At 47.6% G+C, this 19,152-nt stretch carries 15 protein-coding genes; 9 read left to right on the forward strand and 6 right to left on the reverse strand.

From position 1 onward, the window contains the following. Positions 1 to 17: 17 nt before the first annotated feature. From miaB to lnt, 5 genes are all read left to right on the forward strand, one after another. The gene (gene miaB / locus RCH83_RS08135; protein WP_306520827.1) at positions 18 to 1,442 is read left to right on the forward strand and encodes a tRNA (N6-isopentenyl adenosine(37)-C2)-methylthiotransferase MiaB; all 1,425 of its coding nucleotides are present in this window, start codon (positions 18 to 20) and stop codon (positions 1,440 to 1,442) included. Positions 1,443 to 1,512: 70 nt separating this feature from the next. Next, the gene (locus tag RCH83_RS08140) at positions 1,513 to 2,664 is read left to right on the forward strand and encodes a PhoH family protein (RefSeq protein ID WP_306520829.1); all 1,152 of its coding nucleotides are present in this window, start codon (positions 1,513 to 1,515) and stop codon (positions 2,662 to 2,664) included. Beyond that, positions 2,661 to 3,119 (forward strand): rRNA maturation RNase YbeY, encoded by a 459-nt coding sequence (ybeY, locus tag RCH83_RS08145; RefSeq protein WP_306520831.1) that lies wholly within the window; start codon positions 2,661 to 2,663, stop codon positions 3,117 to 3,119. The genes RCH83_RS08140 and ybeY overlap by 4 nt, the downstream gene beginning before the upstream one ends. A gap of 36 nt (positions 3,120 to 3,155) precedes the next feature. Further along, positions 3,156 to 4,022: an HlyC/CorC family transporter gene (locus RCH83_RS08150; RefSeq protein WP_306520833.1), complete on the forward strand. Its 867-nt coding sequence runs from the start codon at positions 3,156 to 3,158 to the stop codon at positions 4,020 to 4,022. A 78-nt stretch (positions 4,023 to 4,100) separates the two neighbouring features. Then, entirely contained in the window at positions 4,101 to 5,702 is a 1,602-nt protein-coding gene (gene lnt, locus RCH83_RS08155) for an apolipoprotein N-acyltransferase (protein WP_306520835.1), read from the forward strand. Positions 5,703 to 5,844: 142 nt separating this feature from the next. Here lnt and RCH83_RS08160 read toward each other — a convergent pair whose 3' ends face one another. Then, positions 5,845 to 6,792 (reverse strand): chemotaxis protein CheV, encoded by a 948-nt coding sequence (locus tag RCH83_RS08160; RefSeq protein ID WP_306520837.1) that lies wholly within the window; start codon positions 6,790 to 6,792, stop codon positions 5,845 to 5,847. A gap of 272 nt (positions 6,793 to 7,064) precedes the next feature. On the opposite strand from RCH83_RS08160, the gene RCH83_RS08165 reads away from it, so the two are divergent. Then, a complete protein-coding gene (locus RCH83_RS08165; RefSeq protein WP_306520839.1) occupies positions 7,065 to 7,616 on the forward strand; it encodes a glycine zipper 2TM domain-containing protein in 552 nt (183 codons plus the stop codon). Between the two features lie 139 nt (positions 7,617 to 7,755). Here the strand turns inward: RCH83_RS08165 and RCH83_RS08170 are convergent, their stop codons facing one another. The 5 genes from RCH83_RS08170 to RCH83_RS08190 all read right to left on the reverse strand — a co-directional run bounded on the left by RCH83_RS08170 (position 7,756) and on the right by RCH83_RS08190 (position 12,597). Beyond that, positions 7,756 to 8,298, reverse strand: a complete 543-nt coding sequence (locus RCH83_RS08170; RefSeq protein ID WP_306520841.1) for a cytochrome b — start codon at positions 8,296 to 8,298, stop codon at positions 7,756 to 7,758. Between the two features lie 170 nt (positions 8,299 to 8,468). Beyond that, complete coding sequence (locus tag RCH83_RS08175; protein WP_306520843.1) at positions 8,469 to 8,795, reverse strand: hypothetical protein; 327 nt, start codon at positions 8,793 to 8,795, stop codon at positions 8,469 to 8,471. A gap of 168 nt (positions 8,796 to 8,963) precedes the next feature. Continuing rightward, entirely contained in the window at positions 8,964 to 9,623 is a 660-nt protein-coding gene (locus tag RCH83_RS08180; protein WP_306520845.1) for a DUF2959 domain-containing protein, read from the reverse strand. Positions 9,624 to 9,632: 9 nt separating this feature from the next. Further along, a complete protein-coding gene (locus RCH83_RS08185; protein ID WP_306520847.1) occupies positions 9,633 to 12,053 on the reverse strand; it encodes a Lon protease family protein in 2,421 nt (806 codons plus the stop codon). Positions 12,054 to 12,144: 91 nt separating this feature from the next. Next, positions 12,145 to 12,597: a hypothetical protein gene (locus tag RCH83_RS08190; protein WP_306520849.1), complete on the reverse strand. Its 453-nt coding sequence runs from the start codon at positions 12,595 to 12,597 to the stop codon at positions 12,145 to 12,147. A gap of 341 nt (positions 12,598 to 12,938) precedes the next feature. Here RCH83_RS08190 and RCH83_RS08195 point away from each other — a divergent pair, with 341 nt between their 5' ends. The 3 genes from RCH83_RS08195 (at position 12,939) to lptE (ending at position 19,152) form a co-directional block, all read left to right on the forward strand. After that, positions 12,939 to 15,782, forward strand: a complete 2,844-nt coding sequence (locus tag RCH83_RS08195) for a TonB-dependent receptor domain-containing protein (RefSeq protein ID WP_306520851.1) — start codon at positions 12,939 to 12,941, stop codon at positions 15,780 to 15,782. Positions 15,783 to 16,060: 278 nt separating this feature from the next. Then, positions 16,061 to 18,670 carry a leucine--tRNA ligase gene (gene leuS, locus RCH83_RS08200; RefSeq protein WP_306520853.1) on the forward strand — a complete coding sequence of 870 codons (2,610 nt, stop codon included), beginning with the start codon at positions 16,061 to 16,063 and terminating at the stop codon, positions 18,668 to 18,670. Further along, complete coding sequence (lptE, locus tag RCH83_RS08205) at positions 18,670 to 19,152, forward strand: LPS assembly lipoprotein LptE (RefSeq protein WP_306520855.1); 483 nt, start codon at positions 18,670 to 18,672, stop codon at positions 19,150 to 19,152. Before leuS ends, lptE begins: the two co-directional genes overlap by 1 nt.

Below are 19,152 nucleotides of genomic sequence, written 5' to 3' on the forward strand. Positions count from 1 at the left end.
ACAGGCAAGAATTTACCATGAGCAAAAAGCTGCACATTAAAACCTGGGGCTGCCAGATGAACGAATACGATTCATCCAAAATGGCCGACTTGTTGGATGCCACTCATGGCTATACGCTGACCGAAAACGCCGAAGATGCCGACGTTATTCTGCTGAACACTTGTTCTATCCGCGAAAAAGCACAGGAAAAAGTGTTCCACCAACTGGGCCGCTGGCGTCCGCTGAAAAAGAAAAACCCAAATTTAATCATTGGTGTAGGTGGTTGTGTTGCCTCACAAGAAGGTGCTTCTATTCGTGAACGTGCACCTTATGTTGATATTATTTTTGGGCCACAAACTTTGCACCGTTTACCGGAAATGATTAATTCAGTGAAGGGTGACCGCTCTCCTGTAGTTGACGTATCTTTCCCTGAAATTGAAAAATTTGACCGCCTGCCAGAGCCAAAAGCTGAAGGCCCAACGGCTTTTGTGTCCATTATGGAAGGCTGTTCTAAATATTGTACTTTCTGTGTGGTGCCATACACCCGCGGTGAAGAAGTCAGCCGGCCACTGGATGACGTGCTGCTGGAAATTGCCCAGCTGGCCGAACAAGGTGTGCGCGAAGTCAATTTATTAGGCCAGAACGTCAATGCCTACCGTGGTGAAACTCACGACGGTCAGATTTGCCATTTTTCTGAGTTATTACGTTTGGTTGCTGCTATTGACGGTATTGACCGCATTCGTTATACAACTTCGCATCCTGTTGAATTTACAGACGATATTATTGAAGTGTACCGTGACGTGCCAGAGCTGGTGGATCACCTGCATTTACCAGTGCAGTCGGGTTCAGACCGCATTCTGACGCTGATGAAACGTAACCACACTGCACTTGAATACAAAGCACAAATCCGCAAACTGAAAAAAATCAGGCCGAATTTAAGTATGTCGTCTGATTTTATTATTGGTTTCCCTGGTGAAACGGCAGAAGATTTTGCCCAAACCATGGACTTAATTGCCAGTATCGGTTTTGATATGAGCTTCAGCTTTATTTACAGCGCCCGCCCTGGTACTCCGGCTGCCGATTTGCCGGACGATGTCAGTGAAGACGAGAAAAAGCAACGTTTGTATATTCTGCAAGACCGCATTAATCAGCAGTCTTTGCAAATTGCCCGTGGCATGTTAGGCACTGAACAACGTATTCTGGTCGAAGGCCCGTCGAAAAAAGATTTGATGGAACTGACCGGACGTACTGAAAATAACAGGGTCGTTAATTTTGAAGGCACACCAGATATGATTGGTGGTTTTGTTGATGTAAAGATCACTGATGTATTTACCAATTCTTTAAAGGGTGTGGTTATCCGCACTGAAAAAGAAATGGATTTACGCCGCGAAGTGTCACCACAACAAATTTTGGCACGCCAGCCAAAAGCCGATCCACTTGGGGTCCAGACGTACCAACCCTGAGTCATCACATGTTTTACAGAGGCCGCACCGGCATCAGCCGCGGCCTCGTTAACCACAGAGAACAGGACCTTTGGATAATCCAGTCAGCAGTATTGAATTTACAGTAGAACCTACCGATCATCAGCGTTTGTCGTTATTGTGCGGCCCTTTTGATGACCATATCCGCCAGATTGAACGCCACTTCCGGGTTCAGCTCAGTTTCCGTGATGATAAATTCCGTTTGCTTGGGTTAACAGCGCAGCTGCCATTAGTGCAGCAGCTGGTGCAAAACCTGTACAGCGAAACCATCAATGCCGCCGGTAAATTAGTGCCTTTAACCGCTGAACAAGTGCATCTGGCGATGAATGGTGTGGATCATCCATCAACACTGGTTCAGGTGGATGAGCAGGCGCAGGAAGTCAGCATCAAAACCAAAAAAGGTTTGATTAAAGGCCGTAATCCGAATCAAAGCCGTTATGTCGCTAATATTCTGCGCCACGATGTCACTTTTGGTATTGGCCCAGCCGGCACAGGTAAAACTTATTTAGCTGTTGCCTGCGCTGTGGACGCTTTGGAAAAAAACCAGGTGCGCCGCATAGTTCTCACCCGCCCAGCGGTGGAAGCCGGTGAAAAACTTGGTTTTTTACCAGGCGATTTAGCGCAAAAAGTAGACCCTTATCTGCGGCCTTTGTACGACGCTTTGTTTGATATGCTGGGTTTTGAAAAAGTCGAAAAATACTTAGAACGGGGCACCATCGAAATTGCGCCTTTGGCGTATATGCGCGGCCGCACTTTAAGTGACGCTTTTATTATTCTGGATGAAAGCCAGAACACCACTGTTGAACAGATGAAAATGTTTTTAACCCGGATAGGGTTTAACTCTAAAGCTGTGATCACAGGTGATGTCACGCAAGTAGATTTACCGCGCGGCACTTATTCGGGTTTAAAACACGCTATTGATGTGTTGTCGGCGGTTGATGCACTGAGTTTTAACTATTTTGTTGCCAAAGACGTGGTACGCCACCCTGTGGTACAAAAAATTGTGATTGCTTATGAAGCCTTTGAAGCGGCAGCAGCAGCGAAAAAACAAGCCAAACGCGAAGCAGAACAAGCGGCAAGACTGGCAACAAGCGCCGTGACAACACCAACTGTTGTTGCAGAGCAGGTTGCTACCCCTGCGCCAGCAAAAACCCGCAGCCGTACAAAAAAGGTCGTCATCAGCCCGGATACTGAAGCATCATGAGTATTATTTTAGATTTACAACTGGCCACTGAAGCCAAAGATTTACCCACTGAAAACCAAATTCAGCAATGGCTGGAAGCCGCTATTTTGCCTTTTCAGGCGGAAGCTGAAGTGACAGTGCGTATTGTTGATGAAGCCGAAAGCCAACAGCTGAACTTTGATTATCGCGAAAAAAATAAACCCACCAATGTGCTGAGTTTTCCTTTTGAATGCCCGCCAGGCATTGAACTGCCGTTATTGGGTGATTTAGTGATTTGTGCCCAGGTGGTCGCCAAAGAAGCGGCGGAACAAAACAAAACACTACATGCACATTGGGCCCATATGGTGGTGCATGGTAGCTTGCATTTACTTGGCTTTGACCATATAAATGAAGAAGATGCGACCGAAATGGAAGCAGAAGAGATTCAAATTCTGGCAGAGCTTGGTTTTGCCGACCCTTACGTTATTCACGAATAACAGAGTTCAACCTAACACGGAGCTGGTTTTTATATTATGAGTGACGACAATCCACACTCGAGAAGCGGTTCTGCCGCTAAGTCATGGCTTGAGCGTATCGCCGCCATTTTTACCGCAGAACCCCAGGACCTATCTGATTTAGAAGATGTAATTGCCGAAGCCAATTCGCGCAACCTGATAGACACCGACACCAAAGGCATGCTGCAAGGGGTGCTGGACGTTTCCAAAATGCGCGCCCGCGATATTATGGTGCCACGTTCACAAATGGCCACCATCGACATCGACCAGCCGCTCAGCGAATTTCTGCCTATTCTGCTGGAAAACAATCACAGCCGTTATCCGGTGGTCAACGAAGACAAAGACCATATCGAAGGCATTTTGATTGTCAAAGACATACTGCAGTATGCGCTGACACCCGATGTAGAGTGGCAGTTAAAAGATTTATTGCGCCCTGCCGTGATTATTCCGGAAAGCAAAAGAGTCGATGCGCTGCTGAAAGAATTCCGCCAGAAAAGGTACCATATGGCGATAGTGGTCGATGAATATGGTGGTGTTTCCGGCCTTATTACCATTGAAGATATCCTCGAGCAGATTGTCGGTGACATTGAAGATGAACACGACAACGAAGAAGGTTCCGATATCCGTCAGCTCGGCAGCCATGTGTATCTGGTCAGCGCCCTGACACCACTGGACGAATTTAACGAAAGTTTTGCCACCAGTTTTGATGAAGAAGAAGCCGGCACCATAGGCGGCATAGTGCTGCACGCTTTTGGTCATATGCCAACCAAAGGTGAAGTGATTGAACTGGGTGGCCTGACTTTTAAAGTGTATAAAGCCAACAGCCGCCGTTTAGTGCAGCTGCAGGTGATTAAACCTAAAACCGAAACTACCGAGGCTGAATAAGCCTTTTTAGGGTGCAGGTAACCAAACCTTTGTTGATATTCAGCAAGCATGATTGTAAAAGTGGTAACAGATACAGTGTTGAATTTTTTAACTTTTTTCCGTAAACATCCGTTGTTGTTCAGCCTGTTGCTGTTTGTCGCAGGTCTTGCCAATACCCTGGCTTTTGCACCTTATCAGCTGCATTTTTTACCTTTGCTGACGTTGGCGTTGCTGGCGCTGGCACTTTCGCACGCAAGCACAGCCCGTCAGGCCGCTTTTTTTGGTTTTGCTTATGGTTTGGGTTGGTTTGGCCTTGGGGTCAGCTGGGTGCATGTCAGTATCGCCACTTTTGGGGGTATGCCACTTATAGCCAGCCTTGGCATTATGGCTTTGCTGGTGGCTTATTTAAGCCTGTTCCCAGCTCTCGCCAGTTATGCGGTGTTTAGGTTAAGCAACAACAATAAACTGTTGTTTCCACTGCTATTTGCCTGTTGCTGGGTGCTCAGCGAAAACCTGCGTTCCTGGCTTTTTAGCGGATTTCCCTGGTTGTCGCTTGGTTATAGCCAGACTGAAGGCTGGATGGCGCCCTGGGCGCCGCTTGTTGGCGAAACCGGTATTAGCTTTTTAATGGTGTTTGCCGCTGCTGCTGTGGTGCCTTTATCGGCTGGCGCTGCTGGTTCTGCTGAGCCTGGTGCAACCGCCAATAAACAGCGTTTTATCCCGCTGGCCCTTGCCGCAACGCTGCTGCTGATAAGCCCTTTGTTAGCTGTATTGAAAGGCTGGCAACTGACGGATGAAAAAGTCAGTGTGGCTTTAGTGCAAGGCAATATTAAACAAGAATTGCGCTGGATACCGGAGCAAGAGCTGCCAACGATGAAAAAGTATATGCAGCTCAGTAAACCCCATTTAAAACAACAAATTATTGTTTGGCCTGAAGCTGCAATTCCGCAGCTGGAACCTTTGGCACAAGCCTATTTATTAAATCTGGATATCCAGGCGGCTGAACAACAAAGTAGCGTTATCACCGGTATTCTTGACTATAAAAACAATGGTGATGCCTATAACGGCATGATAGTGCTGGGGAAAAGTGGCACAGCTGCCAGCGGCGGTGATTACCTGTACGAAGGCAAAAACCGTTACCAGAAACATCATTTATTGCCTATTGGTGAATTTGTGCCGCTGGAGCGTTGGCTGCGAGACGTAGCGCCCTTTTTTGATTTACCCAACAGCTCTTTTGCCCGCGGCGACTGGTTACAACCTAACCTCAACGCCAATGGTTATCAGCTGCTGGCAGCCCTTTGTTTTGAAATTGCTTTTCCAAGGCAAATTCAGGCCAACTTTACCAACAACACCGACTTTTTATTAACGGTCAGCAATGACGCCTGGTTTGGCGCTTCTATTGGCCCCTTGCAGCATATGCAAATTGCCCAGATGCGTGCACTGGAGTTTGGCAGGCCCTTGTTACGCGCCACCAATAATGGGGTCACCGGCATAGTTCAGCCTGACGGCAAGCTGCAGGCAGTATTGCCACAATTTGCGGAAGGGGTGTTAACTGCTGAAGTACAGCTGGCGCAAGGCCGCACTTTATATAGCCGCACCGGCGACACGCTGCTGCTGTGGTTTGTCTCTTTTGTCTTGATATTCAACCTGTTGTGGCGTCGCTTTTTTAGCCAGACAACAGCAGTATCCCGCTCAAACTAAGCTGTTGTTATAGCACCTGTGTTGTGAACATCAGACGGAAGAAAAAAACGCAGCTTAAATGCTGCGTTTTTTATCTTCCACTTGAGCAACAGCGCGGCCTTGCAAAAGCAATCAGCCGGCGATAACCGGAGCTCAGTTGTTATTACTCAGCCGAAGCACTTTGTGCCGCACTGTGCATCCATTGTTGCACAGCCGACACCAGTTCATCCGGATGAAACTTGGCAATAAACTGATCTGCCCCTACTTTGCTGACCATGGCATTATTAAACACACCACTTAACGACGAATGCAAAATCACATGGATATTTTTTAAATGTTCATTGGCTTTAATTTCTGCCGTTAAGGTGTAGCCATCCATTTCCGGCATTTCAATATCGGAAATCAACAATGGCACTTTGGCTGACACATCACCACCGAGCTCCTGCGCTTTGGCCAGCAGCCAGTCCAGCGCCAACCGGCCATCATTGACAGTTTGAATTTCGACACCAATAGCACCTAAAGCACGCTTCACCTGATTACGCGCCACCGCAGAATCGTCGGCCACCAGCACCACCAGATTTTTAAAATCCAGTTCTTTGCTTTTTTCTTTGACCGATTCGCTGACGGTTTCATCAACAGGTGATATTTCAGCAAAAACTTTTTCTACATCCAGAATTTGCACTAACTTGTTGTCTACTTTAGTGACTGCCGTTACATAATGCGCTTTGCCTGCACCTTGCGGCGCCGGCATAATTTGTTCCCAATTACTGCTGATAATACGGTCAACACCTGCCACCAAAAAACCCTGAGTGTGACGGTTATATTCGGTCACCAGCACATAAGCCGTGGTTAAATCAGTGATTGGCTTACCACCTGTTGCCATACTTAAATCGATGACGGTAACAGGTTCACCGCGCAAATGGGCGATGCCGCGCACATTAGGATGCGCCCCCGGTAATGCACTGAGCTCAGGACATTGCAATACTTCCCGCACTTTAAACACATTAATGCCAAAGGGTTGTTGGCTGTTTAGCCGGAACAACAACAACTCCAGCCGGTTCTGGCCAACGATGTTGGTTTTTTGATCAATATTCGAAAGTAAGCTGCTCATGATGATCCCCGGGAAAACAATCAATACTAAAGAATGATAAACACTGAACCCTATAAAGAAGATAGGCACAAAAGCGCTGCTGTGCGCTGTCGTTTTGCTGAAAATCTCAGTCGTAGCAACAAGATCCAAAGCTCAGCATTTTTTACCGTCCAAGGTTAGCACCAACAAAAAGAAACATCAGCGTTTTTGTATATTTCATTCAGCTTAAATACAGCAACAGCCCCTTATAGTCACTGCCATTAAGAAAGTTGACGTATACAAGGACACACAAAATGAATAACTCCATGCTTATCGGCTCAATCGTTGGTGCTATCGCAGTGACAGCTTTAGGTTCTGTTGCAGGTTACAGCTATCTGGACAAAGGCCCTCAATACGCCGAAGTCGTCAGCAGTAAAGCCGTGACTGAAACTTTTAAAGAGCCGGTTGAACAATGTAAAGACGTGATTGTTCAGCAGAAAAAAGCCGTCAAAGACGACAACCAAATCGCCGGCACTGTGATTGGCGCTGTGGTTGGTGGTGTACTGGGCAACCAGATTGGTGGTGGTTCAGGTAAAAAAGTAGCCACTGTTGCTGCAGCTGCTGCCGGTGGTTATGCCGGTAAACAAGTGCAGGAAGATATGCAGAACAAAGACGTTGAAAGTTACAGCCAGCGTGTTTGCAAAACTGTGGAAAAAACGCAGGAAAAAGTCATTGGTTATGACGTGCGTTATTTACTGAACGGTGAATTAAAAACGGTGCGGATGGACAATGCACCGGGCGAAAAAATCCTGATCCAGGATGGCCAGGTAGTGGCTGGTGTTGCCCCTCAGACTGCTGGCAACTAAGGCAGTCTGACGCAGTAGCTCCAACAAGATTGGTTGTAGCCTGCCAATTGGACACAGCGGCAACATCAACTTAGAACTATGCCCTGCCCGTCCGGAGTTTGCCACTGAATAAAAAGCCGGGTTTCCCGGCTTTTTCCTTTTATTTCAACATCATGCGTTTTACAGTATTATCTTTTAACACATAGTGATGAAATAACGCCGCCAGCGCATGGACAGCAATCAAGGCATAACCTGCTTTTGCTCCCAGCTCATGCAGCTCTTCAAAACGTTCTGCCCAGACTTCGTTCGGCGCCATTAAGGCCGGTAGCTGTAGCCCCAGATAACTCAGCTCTTTTCCTTCAGCCGACAGTAACAACCAGCCAATTAGCGGCATCAACAACATCAGCACATAAAGAGCCAGATGCACCCAGATTGCCAGTTTATGCTGCCAATGTGGTTGGGGTGGTTCAATCGCAGGGGTATGCTGACGAAAACGCGCCAACAATCTTGGCAACAACAACAATAAAATGCTCAGGCCAAACCAATAATGTGTGGTTTTCATCAACTCACGACCCGTTGTACCCCGTTCAAAAATATCGCGAAACTCCATACTGCAATACACTGCAATAAACAACAGCACAGTCACCCAGTGCAACAGAACCGTCAGCTGACTGAACCTTAAATTCCTGATTTCAGACGACATCACACTCTCCTTTCACGATGGACAAAACAACAAGCTAAGGTACTGAGCTTAAGACAAACTGAAATGCCAGAACCCGATCCAAAACAAAAAAATGTCAATCGAGCAGGCAACAGCAAGGAATACATAAAAAAGCGACATCAATACCGGCAAATTGAATGTGCCAGATGGTTTTACCAACGGCCAAAATACTGATCGATTAATAACGTCAGCTGCTCGTTCAGTTCCGCCTCAAGATCATCAGCATCTACCTGAAACAACGCAAAATAACGTTTGGCTTGATCGGGCGTTAAAGTGCGGCCAGCCAAAGTGCATTGCATTTCCGGCAGGGATTTATCAAAACGGGGCACTAAAATCCAGCGCATAAAACCTGCGGTATGGGCTGTCACCAAAGGTTGGGAAAAATTACAAAAATCTTCAATATAATCTTTGCCCTGAGGGCCAAGGCAACCGGGTTCGACCCGGTAAATCACTTCTAATACAGGTGCGGTGCTGCTCATGCTGGTTCCGGCGCTTTAGCTTTGACTTCAGTTAGTTACCTTAGCAGAAGCCGAGGAAGACTGAAAAGTGGAATAAAGGGCAGAGTACAGCAGAAATGCGCGGGTGATCACAGTTCAGAAACACAACAAGGCCGTGCCAGCCACAGCAAAAGCACGACCCGGTTTTTGTTAATTTTGGTTCATAGTGGCAATAAACTGGTTGGAATCGGCAATGGCTCTGTTCATTTCCGCCAGCAGATTATTCACATCCTGCTGCAACACACCAAATTCACCCTGAATAGCACCAACGGCTTTGGCATTTAAATTGTGTTTTAAATACAACACGTTGTCGTTGAGAACCCGCAGTACAGGCGGCATTTTGCTTTCAGCACGGCGCATCACTTTGACCAAAGCGTCAAACTGGCGTTTGGTATCCAGCAGCTTCTTTTTACTGTCTGTTTTCAGTTTTTTATTCTGATATTGCGACAGCTCAGCTTCCCATTCATCAAACAAATCAAAAGCCACCAGCTCCACTTTATTAATACGGGCTGTCACTTCTTCGGCGGCTTTTTTGCTGTCTTCATACTGCACATTCAGTGCTTCGTATCTGTCCTGCAAATTGCCACCGTGGAAATTAATCAGTTGGCTCAGCTGGTCCAGCGCGTCTTTAAACTCCTGCTGACTGACCGCCTGTGCATCACGGGCTTCTTCCACTCTGTCTATCAGAATATCGCGTTTATGCACGCCCACTTTTTCCATAGCGGCATAATAAGCAGTGCTGCAACCACTGAGCAACAAAGTGCCTGACAACACAACAAACTGCAGTGCATTTTTAAACTTCTTTAACATCATCAATCCTTATTCGTCGTCTGAGGAGCCGTTTACCAGCTCGGCAATAGCGGCCAGACGCGCCATCGTCAGCGCATTCAGTGATTTTTTCGGGTATTGGCCTTTGGCCGTTTTTATACCTGCTTCACAGCCAGTCAGCATTTCCAGCGCTTCATCAACGGTTTTTACCACGTAAATATGGAACTGGCCTGTGGCGACCGCATTCACCACTTCATCATTCAGCACCAGATTTAACTGATTGCTGGCCGGGATCACTACGCCCTGTGCACCTGTTAAACCACGCGACTGGCATAAGCGGAAATAACCTTCAATTTTTTCGTTGACGCCGCCTATAGCCTGTACCTGGCCATGTTGGTTAATGGACCCTGTCACTGCTAAATCCTGCCGGATAGGCACATTGGTAATGGCGGAAATCAAAGCACAAACTTCAGCCAGCGACGCACTGTCACCATCCACCAAACCATAAGATTGTTCCATCGCAAGATTGGCCGACAACGTCAGCGGAAAATTCTGCGCATATTTAGCACCAAGGTAACCGGTTAGCAGCATCACACCTTTGGAGTGAATGGCTTTGCCAAGCTCTACTTCCCGTTCAATATCAATAACGCCGTTTGAGCCAGGGTACACTGTTGCACTGATGCGGGCCGGGGTACCAAAGGCGGTGTCGCCAATTTCCAGCACTGTCAGACCATTCACTTTGCCAACTGCTACCCCGTCGGTATCAATCAGAATTTGGCCTTCCTGAATATCTTCCAGGAAAGACTCACTGATACGGCCGGTGCGGTATTGTTTACCCTGTAACGCCTGCTGAATATGCAAAGCGCTTAGTTCAGTGTCACCGGCCTGATTGGCGTAATAACAGGCTTCACGCACCAGCTCCAGCACATCGGCAAAACGCGCTGATAACTTACGTTGATGTTCGGCCTGACGGAAACTGAAAGTTAATAACTGTTTTAAACCACAAGCTGTTAAAGGCCCGGCCTCCAGCGCCTGAATTTGGTCCTGCAGCTGCAACGACATGTATTTGACCGTCAGCGGGTTAAACGGCAAGTAATATTCAAAATCGGCCAGCACCCGGAATAATTCGTTAAATTCATCATCCACATCCTGCACCAGGTAATACAAATCGCGCGAACCAAGTAGCACAATTTTCACATTCAGCGGTATGGCTTTGGGGGTGATAATGGTGGAATTGGTCACAGCGTGATCCGACAAAGTGTCGATGTTAATTTCGCCACTTTTCAGTGCCAGTTTTAACGCGTCCCACACCGCAGGTTGTGACAACAAACGGTCAGCGTCCAGAATCAGATAACCCCCATTGGCTTTGTGCAAGGCACCAGCGCGGATCATCCGGTAATTGGTATATAACGCACCTTGATCTGAGCTGTATTCCACCCGGCCAAACAAATTGCCATAACTTGGGTTGGCTTCAAATACGATAGGAGCGCCGGACATTAATTCGTGGTGCATTAGCACATTAGGCACAAAGTCCCCAATAAAGAGGCTGCGGATATCCAGCTCTTCCAGCTTGTCGGTTTCCAGCTCTTCCGGCAGCAGCTCCAGCACAGCTTTGACCAGCTCTGGGCGCATTTCCCGCAAATAACGTAACACGCCAAGCTCGTTGGAATAATCATGTTCCAGTGCTTTGTGCAAAGGTTTTAACGCAAGTTCGATAGTTTCGCGGCGTAAAGTACGCAGATTCTCCGACAGTTCACGTTTCCACTGTGGTAATTCCAGCAACTGCTCGTTCAGGATGGTTTCAAGTTCAGTCACTAAACCATAAAAAAATTGTCTTTTATCGTCGGGTAAATTGGCAAATTCGGCATCGTCCAACGGTTTACCGTCTATCACAGGTGAAAAACTGACAGCGCCATTGTCTTCGTACAATACCACTTGTTTTTCCAGTGCTTTACGTTCCACCAGCGCTATGGCTGCCTCATATTTGTTGTCAAAAGTGGCGTGAATAGCTTTTTTCTTACGTTGATAACCCGGGTTATCAAAAGCGGCCGGAAAGGTGTCGAGCAGCTCATCAATTAAAGCTTCAATTTTTTTCACCAGCACCCGGCCTTCGCCAGGCAGCAGCCTTAAGGTTTGTGGTACCCGCTCGTCTTCAAAATTATTGATATAACACCAATCGTCCGGTGTTTCTTTTTCGCTGGCGGCACTTTGCAGAATATCCTGTACCAAAGTGTAACGGCCAAGTGCGGGCTCCCCCATCACATAAAGGTTATAACCCGGCATATCCATGCCAATAGCAAAAGCCAAAGCCGCTTTGGCGCGCTCCTGACCAATAAAAGTGCTGCTAAAACCGGCCACATCCAGTGCGTCTGCAATAAGCTTGTCGTCAAGCTGTGGGCCAAGTTGGGAAACGGGCAAAGCCATGCTTTGCAAATGAGATAGAGCGGCTTTATGTACTGCCGGATGCGTCATGCAGAAAATTCCCGGATAAAAAACGAATGCCTATAGTAACAAAAACTGCCATCAGCGAAAGTGGCTAAATGGCACTATTGATCTGCATTCTTTAGACCGGCAAGCCCTGACGATGAAATAAAACACCGCCACAAGCCGGACATAAAGCCAGCACAGCCGGATGATAATAAGGCAAAGTTGCCTGACAAGCTTCACAGCAGTACAAGCCCATGCCCACTTCTTCGCCAGCCTGATAATGCCCCTGATGGGCAAAATCACTGGTGAGTTCCTGCCATTCCAGCTGGGTTTTGTCGGTCACCTGCGACAATTCATACCATAAGGCTTCAGGCCACAAAGACGGCATTTCGTTTTCTGTTGACTGACGTTTTAACGTTTCCAAAAACAACTGAGTTTCATAAGCGGTCAGATCAGAACCAGCTTTCAGATACGCTTTAATGGTTTCGCCAAATTCAAATAACTGCGTTATCTGCTGCTGTTTGGCGTTGTGCACTGCATCAGACAGTCTGGTCAACCATTGTTGATACCGGGTTGATAAATCCTGCATTTTTAATGTCCTGAACATAAGAAGCCGGTTTTCGAAGTATAGCCTGTTATATCAATAGTTTCTGAATTATTAAAAGTTAATATTCACAATAAAAAACCATAAAATGAACAAAAAGATACATAAAGCAAAACTTATATAAACATAAGTATACATTGTTAACTGTATGTTTTTAAAGATGTTTTTACGCATTTTGTCGCATTAAGTTTGTCTTGATGAAACCAAATTGTTAGCTTGCCTTTTGTACCAAATTCCAGACTTAGAAACAGCGTGGCTGTATAGCTGCAACGTTGTTTTTTGGCACTGGCGGCACAATTTTTATAACTACTCAAAGGAAATCCAGGATGCACACTAATAATAAACTGAACCAGGCAGTGCGTTTAGCACTCGCATTGGGCGTCACTACCACAGCCCTCGTCACAACATCGGTTTTTGCTCAGGAAAAGAAATCTGAAGATAAAGTTGAGCGCATTGAAGTTACCGGCTCAAAAATTAAACGTATCGGTGAGTTATCACCCACGCCTGTCACTGTGATCAGCGGTGACGGTCTGGTCGATGCTGGTGTGGTCAACGTTGCCGACTTACTGCATAAAATGCCAAACACTCTGGTCGGTCTGTCACCAGAAACCACCAACAACACTATTTTTGCCAGCGGTCTGAACAACACTGACTTACGGGGTCTGGGTTCAAACCGTACTCTGGTACTGGTAAACGGCCGTCGTTTTGTCTCTGGTGCACCAGGCAGCAGTGCTGTTGACTTAAACAATATTCCAACCGCGATGATTGAACGGGTTGAAATCACAACAGGTGGCGCTTCAGCCGTTTATGGTTCTGATGCTGTCGCCGGTGTGGTGAACATCATCACGAAAAAAACCTACGACGGCGTCACTATGGATGCATCAACCACCCGCCCAACACAAAGCGGTGGTGAAGAGGATTATGCATCTATCACTTTTGGTTCAGAAGTTGGTAAAGCTAACTTTGTCTCGAACCTGAGCTGGGCATCACAAAATCAGGTGTCTTATATGGATCGTGATTACCTTCGTGAAGGCCCGATTGCCATTCAAAACCCGAACTATAACGCTAAAGATCCAAATAGCCCGCTGCGCGTGATGTGGGGCCGTGGTCAGCAAGTGTTGGCAGCTTATGCACCAGCCGGCACCTTTGTATCTGGCGGCAAACGTTATACCTTCAGTGAAAATGGTCAGGTTCGTTTGATGAATCTGGGGCAGGCCTTGCCTCCACTGGTTGGTGGCCGTGTTGATTATATCGGTGGTGAGGGTTACAACTTCGCTGAAAACTCTTTTATGCGCACACCTTTAGATCGCGTCAGCTTTGTGTCAAACATGAACTACGCCATTAATGATGACCATAACATGAGCATGGAGATGAACCTGACCCGTTCTGAAGCTTATGGTGAAAGCTCGCCAGCCTTTATCAACTTCGGAGTCAGCGCCAATAACGGTTTATTATCACCGGAAGCATCAGCGCTGATCGCTGCCGCTAACGCAAACGGCCGTGTCACTATGGGTTATCTGGCATCAGACTTCGGTAACCGTAAGTACAGTCAGGAACGTACTTTAGCCCGTATTTCTCTGGGTTTTGAAGGTGCTTTATCTGACACCTGGTCATACGATGTGTATGCAACTACAGGTCATGTTCAGGCGGACACTGAATGGTACGGTGAGATGTTCTATAACCGTTTCCTGCAGGCCGTTGATGTCGAAAAAACCGCCAGCGGTGCGCTGCAATGCCGCGACGCTGTTGCCCGTGCTCAGGGCTGTCTGCCACTGAACGTGTTCGGCCGTGGCATATACAGCGAAGCGGCGTACAACTGGGTATCAACAGATGCGATGCGTCGTTCATCTATTGAACAGTCTGTAGTTTCAGGCACAGTCAGCGGCGACTTATATGAACTGCCAGCTGGTTTTATCACCACGGCTTTTAGTGCTGAATACCGCAAGGAAGGCGCCAAAACGCTGCCAGATCCAGCTATGCGCGCCGGCTTGTTGTTTAACAACAGCTCACAACCGCTGGATGGTGAATTTGACGTCAACGAAATTTCTGCGGAATTTTCGGTACCATTATTGGCTGAGCTGACGATGGTTGATTTATTAACTTTCGAATCTGCTTACCGCAAAATGGACTACTCAACCTCTGGTTCGGACGATGCCTGGAAAATTGGTCTGAACTGGGAAGTATCTGATGAGCTGCGTGTGCGTTTAAACAGAGCTAAATCTGTGCGTGCCCCTAACATTGGTGAGCTGTACAACCCACCGGGACAAACTTTCCGGACCATGACAGATCCATGTGCTGTCAGTCAGCGCGCCGGTCTGAACCCGAAATATCGTGATGCCATTCTGGCAAACTGTGCGGCGCAGGGAGTTCCGACTAATTTTGAACCTTCTACTGAATGGAAAGGCTCAACCCGCCCTGGTTTTATCATTGGTAACACTGATCTGACCAACGAAACCGCACATGACATCACAGCAGGCTTTATCTACACCCCAGCCTGGCTGGAAGGTGCGGGTCTGACAGTTGACTACTGGAAATTTGAACTGACCAACGTGATCAACAGCTTCACAGGTCCTGACGTAGTGAAATACTGCTACCAGTCTTCGTCGCTGGCCAACCCGTATTGCCCACTGTTGACCCGTGACGCAACCACTTACGAAATCACCAACTATTTCGAGAAGCCGGTCAACTCTGCTTCACGTGATGTTGAAGGTGTTGACCTGGAAGCCTCTTACCGCTTTGCCAGCAACTACGGTGATTTTAACTTCCGTCTGATCACCACTTATATGCAAACATACGAAACCAACCCAACTGGTTTTGCTGAAGATCTGATCGACGATTTGGGTGAAGTGAGATTACCGGAATGGAAACACCGTTTTACAACAGAATACAGCTACGGCGAAGCTTCTGCTGTGTTAACAGTGAACCACCGTGCGGCCACAGTTCAGGCAAACGACTGGACACCAAATCAGAACAACTACAACGATGTGCCTTCATACACCACATTCGATCTGACAACGCGTTACAACATTACGCAACAGTTCCAGGCTCGTCTGGGTGTACTGAACATGTTTGATCGGAACCCACCACTGCTGCCAGGTCAAAATACCAATGGTGAAGCATGGGATGTGATCGGTCGTCGTATTACTGCCGGTGTCAGCTACAGCTTCTGATGAAGCTTAATACAGCTGAGCTGGCGACAGCACTATCAGCTTGCCTTAACTGGTAACCAAGGCCCCAAAACTTAGGTTTTGGGGCCTTTTTTTACTTCAGCACAGCTTAAAAACTGCCGGCGTTCCAGCCTGTGATTAGTAACTGCAACAGGCATGCACCGTAGCTTATCCATCTTTTGTCTGCCGCTTTGCAGTTGTTGTCGCCCCCCCGCTTGCGGTATGCTAACGCCACTTTGCCGGATGCCCGGCCGCCTTTGATTGAACAGTTGGAATTTTCGATGTCAGAAACTCAAAACCCTACTCAGACTTACGATCCAAAAGCCATTGAAACCCGGATGCAGCAGCACTGGGAACAAAGCCAAGCCTTTAAAGTGGTTGAAGATAACAACAAAGAAAAATTCTACTGTCTGTCGATGTTCCCTTACCCAAGCGGCCGTTTGCATATGGGTCATGTGCGTAACTACACCATTGGTGATGTGATCAGCCGTTTCCAGCGTATGCAAGGCAAAAACGTGATGCAGCCTATGGGCTGGGATGCTTTTGGTTTACCGGCTGAAAACGCCGCTATTGCCAATAAAACAGCACCAGCCAAATGGACATATGCCAATATCGATTACATGAAAAACCAGCTGAAACGTTTAGGTTTTGGGTATGACTGGGACCGCGAACTGGCCACCTGTAAACCTGAATATTACAAATGGGAACAGTGGTTTTTTACCAAGCTGTTTGAAAAAGGCCTGGTTTATAAAAAAATGGCCACAGTGAACTGGGATCCGGTGGATCAATGTGTGCTTGCCAACGAACAGGTGATTGACGGTCGCGGCTGGCGTTCTGGCGCCTTGGTGGAACAACGTGAATTGGCGCAGTGGTTTATTAAAATTACCGATTACGCCGAAGAGCTGTTACAGGATTTAGATCAACTTGACGAATGGCCGGAGCAGGTTAAAACCATGCAACGTAACTGGATTGGCCGCTCTGAAGGGGTGGAAATTAAGTTCAGCGTGGCAGGCTCCAGTTATGATTTCAGCGTCTACACCACCCGCCCTGACACTTTCTACGGTGTGACTTATGTTGCCATTGCACCTCAGCACCCGCTGGCACAAAAAGCCGCAAAAATGGATGACAAGCTGGCGCAATTTATCGACGAGTGTAAAGGCGGCAAAATGGCCGAAGCCGATATGGCCACCATGGAGAAAAAAGGCGCACCAACCGGCTTTTTTGCTGTGCATCCGTTAACGGGTCAACAAGTGCCAATCTGGGTTGCCAACTTTGTATTGATGGATTACGGCTCAGGCGCCGTGATGGCAGTACCGGCACATGACCAACGTGATTATGAATTTGCCACTAAATATGGTCTGCCAATTAAACAGGTGATTGCTCCTGTTGCCGGCGCTGAAGACAGCATCGATTTAAGCAAAGCCGCTTTTACCGACAAAGGTGTACTGATTAACTCAGCTGAGTTTGACGGCCTGGATTTTGCCGCGGCTTTTCAAGGTATTGCCGACAAACTGGCCGCTATGGGTTTAGGTCAGGTGAAAGTGAATTACCGCCTGCGCGACTGGGGTGTATCCCGTCAGCGTTATTGGGGTTCACCAATCCCTATGTTAACGCTGGAAGATGGCACGCAAGTGCCGGTACCGGAAGAGATGCTACCGGTACGTTTACCGGAAGATGTGGTGATGGACGGTGTCACGTCCCCTATTAAAGCCGATGTGAACTGGGCCAAAACCACCTATAAGGGCCAGGCCGCTTTCCACGAAACAGATACTTTTGACACCTTTATGGAGTCAAGCTGGTATTACGCCCGTTATTGCAGCCCACAACATGACACCGGCATGCTGGACCCTGCCAAAGCCAACTACTGGCTGCCGGTGGATCAATACATCGGTGGTATTGAACATGCTATTTTGCATTTATTGTATTCACGCTTTTTCCACAAACTGCTGCGTGATGTTGGTTTAGTACAATCAGACGAGCCGTTTAAACGTTTGTTATGTCAGGGCATGGTATTGGCGGAAACTTTTTACCGTGAACACGAAGGTGGCAGCAAAACCTGGTATTCACCACAAGATGTGACGGTAGAACGTGATGACAAAGGCCGTATCAGCCAGGCTATTTTAGCAAGCGACGGTCAGCCAGTGCTGTCAGCCGGCATGAGCAAAATGTCAAAATCGAAAAATAACGGCATAGACCCACAAACTGTGATCGACTTATACGGTGCCGACACTGTGCGTTTATTTATGATGTTTACCGCGCCACCAGAGCAAACTTTGGAATGGCAGGACTCAGCTGTAGAAGGTGCCAATCGTTTCCTGCGCCGCGTCTGGACGCTGGTGAACGATTTTAAACAAAAAGGTGCTGTTGCGGCTCTGGATATCAGTGCACTCAACAGCGAGCAAAAAACGCTGCGCCGTGAAATTCACAAAACCATCGCCAAAGTGACAGATGATGTGGGCCGTCGTTACACCTTTAACACTGCCGTTGCTGCCATTATGGAGCTGATGAACCGGCTGCAAAAAGCCGCCACTGAAACTACGCAGGACTTAGCTGTGCTGAACGAAGGTATTCAGGCGGTCGTGAAGTTATTAAACCCAATCACCCCGCATTTATCCCAACATCTGTGGGCTGAACTTGGCCACAATACCGAGCTTGAACAAACCCCATGGCCTTTGGTTGATCAAAGTGCACTGGTCGAAGATGAAAAGCTGGTGGTGGTACAAATTAACGGCAAAGTACGCAGCAAAGTGACAGTGGCGATTGATGCCACGCAGGAACAAGTGATGGCGCTTGCCACTGCTGAAGAAAACGTGAAAAAGTACCTTGAAGGGGTTGAAGTACGTAAAGTTATTTACGTGCCTGGCAAGTTATTGAGTCTGGTGGTGGGCTAATGCTGAAGTTGTCACGCATCTGGCTGTTTATGCTGCTTGGCAGCTTGCTGCTCAGCGGCTGTGGTTTTCAGTTGCGTGGTGAACTGCCACTGGCCAAATATCCGGCGATTTACCTCGAAGGGGATCGCCACTCAGAACTTTTAAGCAAACTTGCCGAGCAACTGAAACGCAACAATGTGAAGCTGCTGGCGGCTGCCGACAACAAAACGCCGCATATTCAGCTACTCAGTGATGGTTTGCAGCGCCGCACTTTGTCATTGTTTCCCAATGGCCAGGTAGCGGAATATGAGCTGATTTACACTGTTGAATATCAGTTGCTGATGCCTGGTTTGGATGCCACTCCTTACAAAATTGAGTTATACCGTGATTATCAGGATGACCCGTCACGGGCTTTGGCTAAAGCGCGCGAGCTGGATTTATTGCTGGATGAACTGCGCACCCAGGCTGTAGCACGGATGATCCGCCAGTTGGGCCGGCTGTAA

Source organism: Rheinheimera sp. (assembly GCF_030824435.1).
In the GTDB taxonomy this organism is placed as follows: domain Bacteria; phylum Pseudomonadota; class Gammaproteobacteria; order Enterobacterales; family Alteromonadaceae; genus Pararheinheimera.

Bases quoted from the DNA above. Each gene is read 5' to 3' on its own strand.
- RCH83_RS08170 (WP_306520841.1), bottom strand. From the start codon at position 8,298: ATGTCGTCTGAAATCAGGAATTTAAGGTTCAGTCAGCTGACGGTTCTG.
- RCH83_RS08195 (WP_306520851.1), top strand. From the start codon at position 12,939: ATGCACACTAATAATAAACTGAACCAGGCAGTGCGTTTAGCACTCGCA.
- RCH83_RS08160 (WP_306520837.1), bottom strand. From the start codon at position 6,792: ATGAGCAGCTTACTTTCGAATATTGATCAAAAAACCAACATCGTTGGC.
- RCH83_RS08180 (WP_306520845.1), bottom strand. From the start codon at position 9,623: ATGTTAAAGAAGTTTAAAAATGCACTGCAGTTTGTTGTGTTGTCAGGC.
- ybeY (WP_306520831.1), top strand. From the start codon at position 2,661: ATGAGTATTATTTTAGATTTACAACTGGCCACTGAAGCCAAAGATTTA.
- lptE (WP_306520855.1), top strand. From the start codon at position 18,670: ATGCTGAAGTTGTCACGCATCTGGCTGTTTATGCTGCTTGGCAGCTTG.
- RCH83_RS08150 (WP_306520833.1), top strand. From the start codon at position 3,156: ATGAGTGACGACAATCCACACTCGAGAAGCGGTTCTGCCGCTAAGTCA.
- RCH83_RS08165 (WP_306520839.1), top strand. From the start codon at position 7,065: ATGAATAACTCCATGCTTATCGGCTCAATCGTTGGTGCTATCGCAGTG.
- RCH83_RS08185 (WP_306520847.1), bottom strand. From the start codon at position 12,053: ATGACGCATCCGGCAGTACATAAAGCCGCTCTATCTCATTTGCAAAGC.
- RCH83_RS08175 (WP_306520843.1), bottom strand. From the start codon at position 8,795: ATGAGCAGCACCGCACCTGTATTAGAAGTGATTTACCGGGTCGAACCC.
- leuS (WP_306520853.1), top strand. From the start codon at position 16,061: ATGTCAGAAACTCAAAACCCTACTCAGACTTACGATCCAAAAGCCATT.
- miaB (WP_306520827.1), top strand. From the start codon at position 18: ATGAGCAAAAAGCTGCACATTAAAACCTGGGGCTGCCAGATGAACGAA.
- RCH83_RS08190 (WP_306520849.1), bottom strand. From the start codon at position 12,597: ATGCAGGATTTATCAACCCGGTATCAACAATGGTTGACCAGACTGTCT.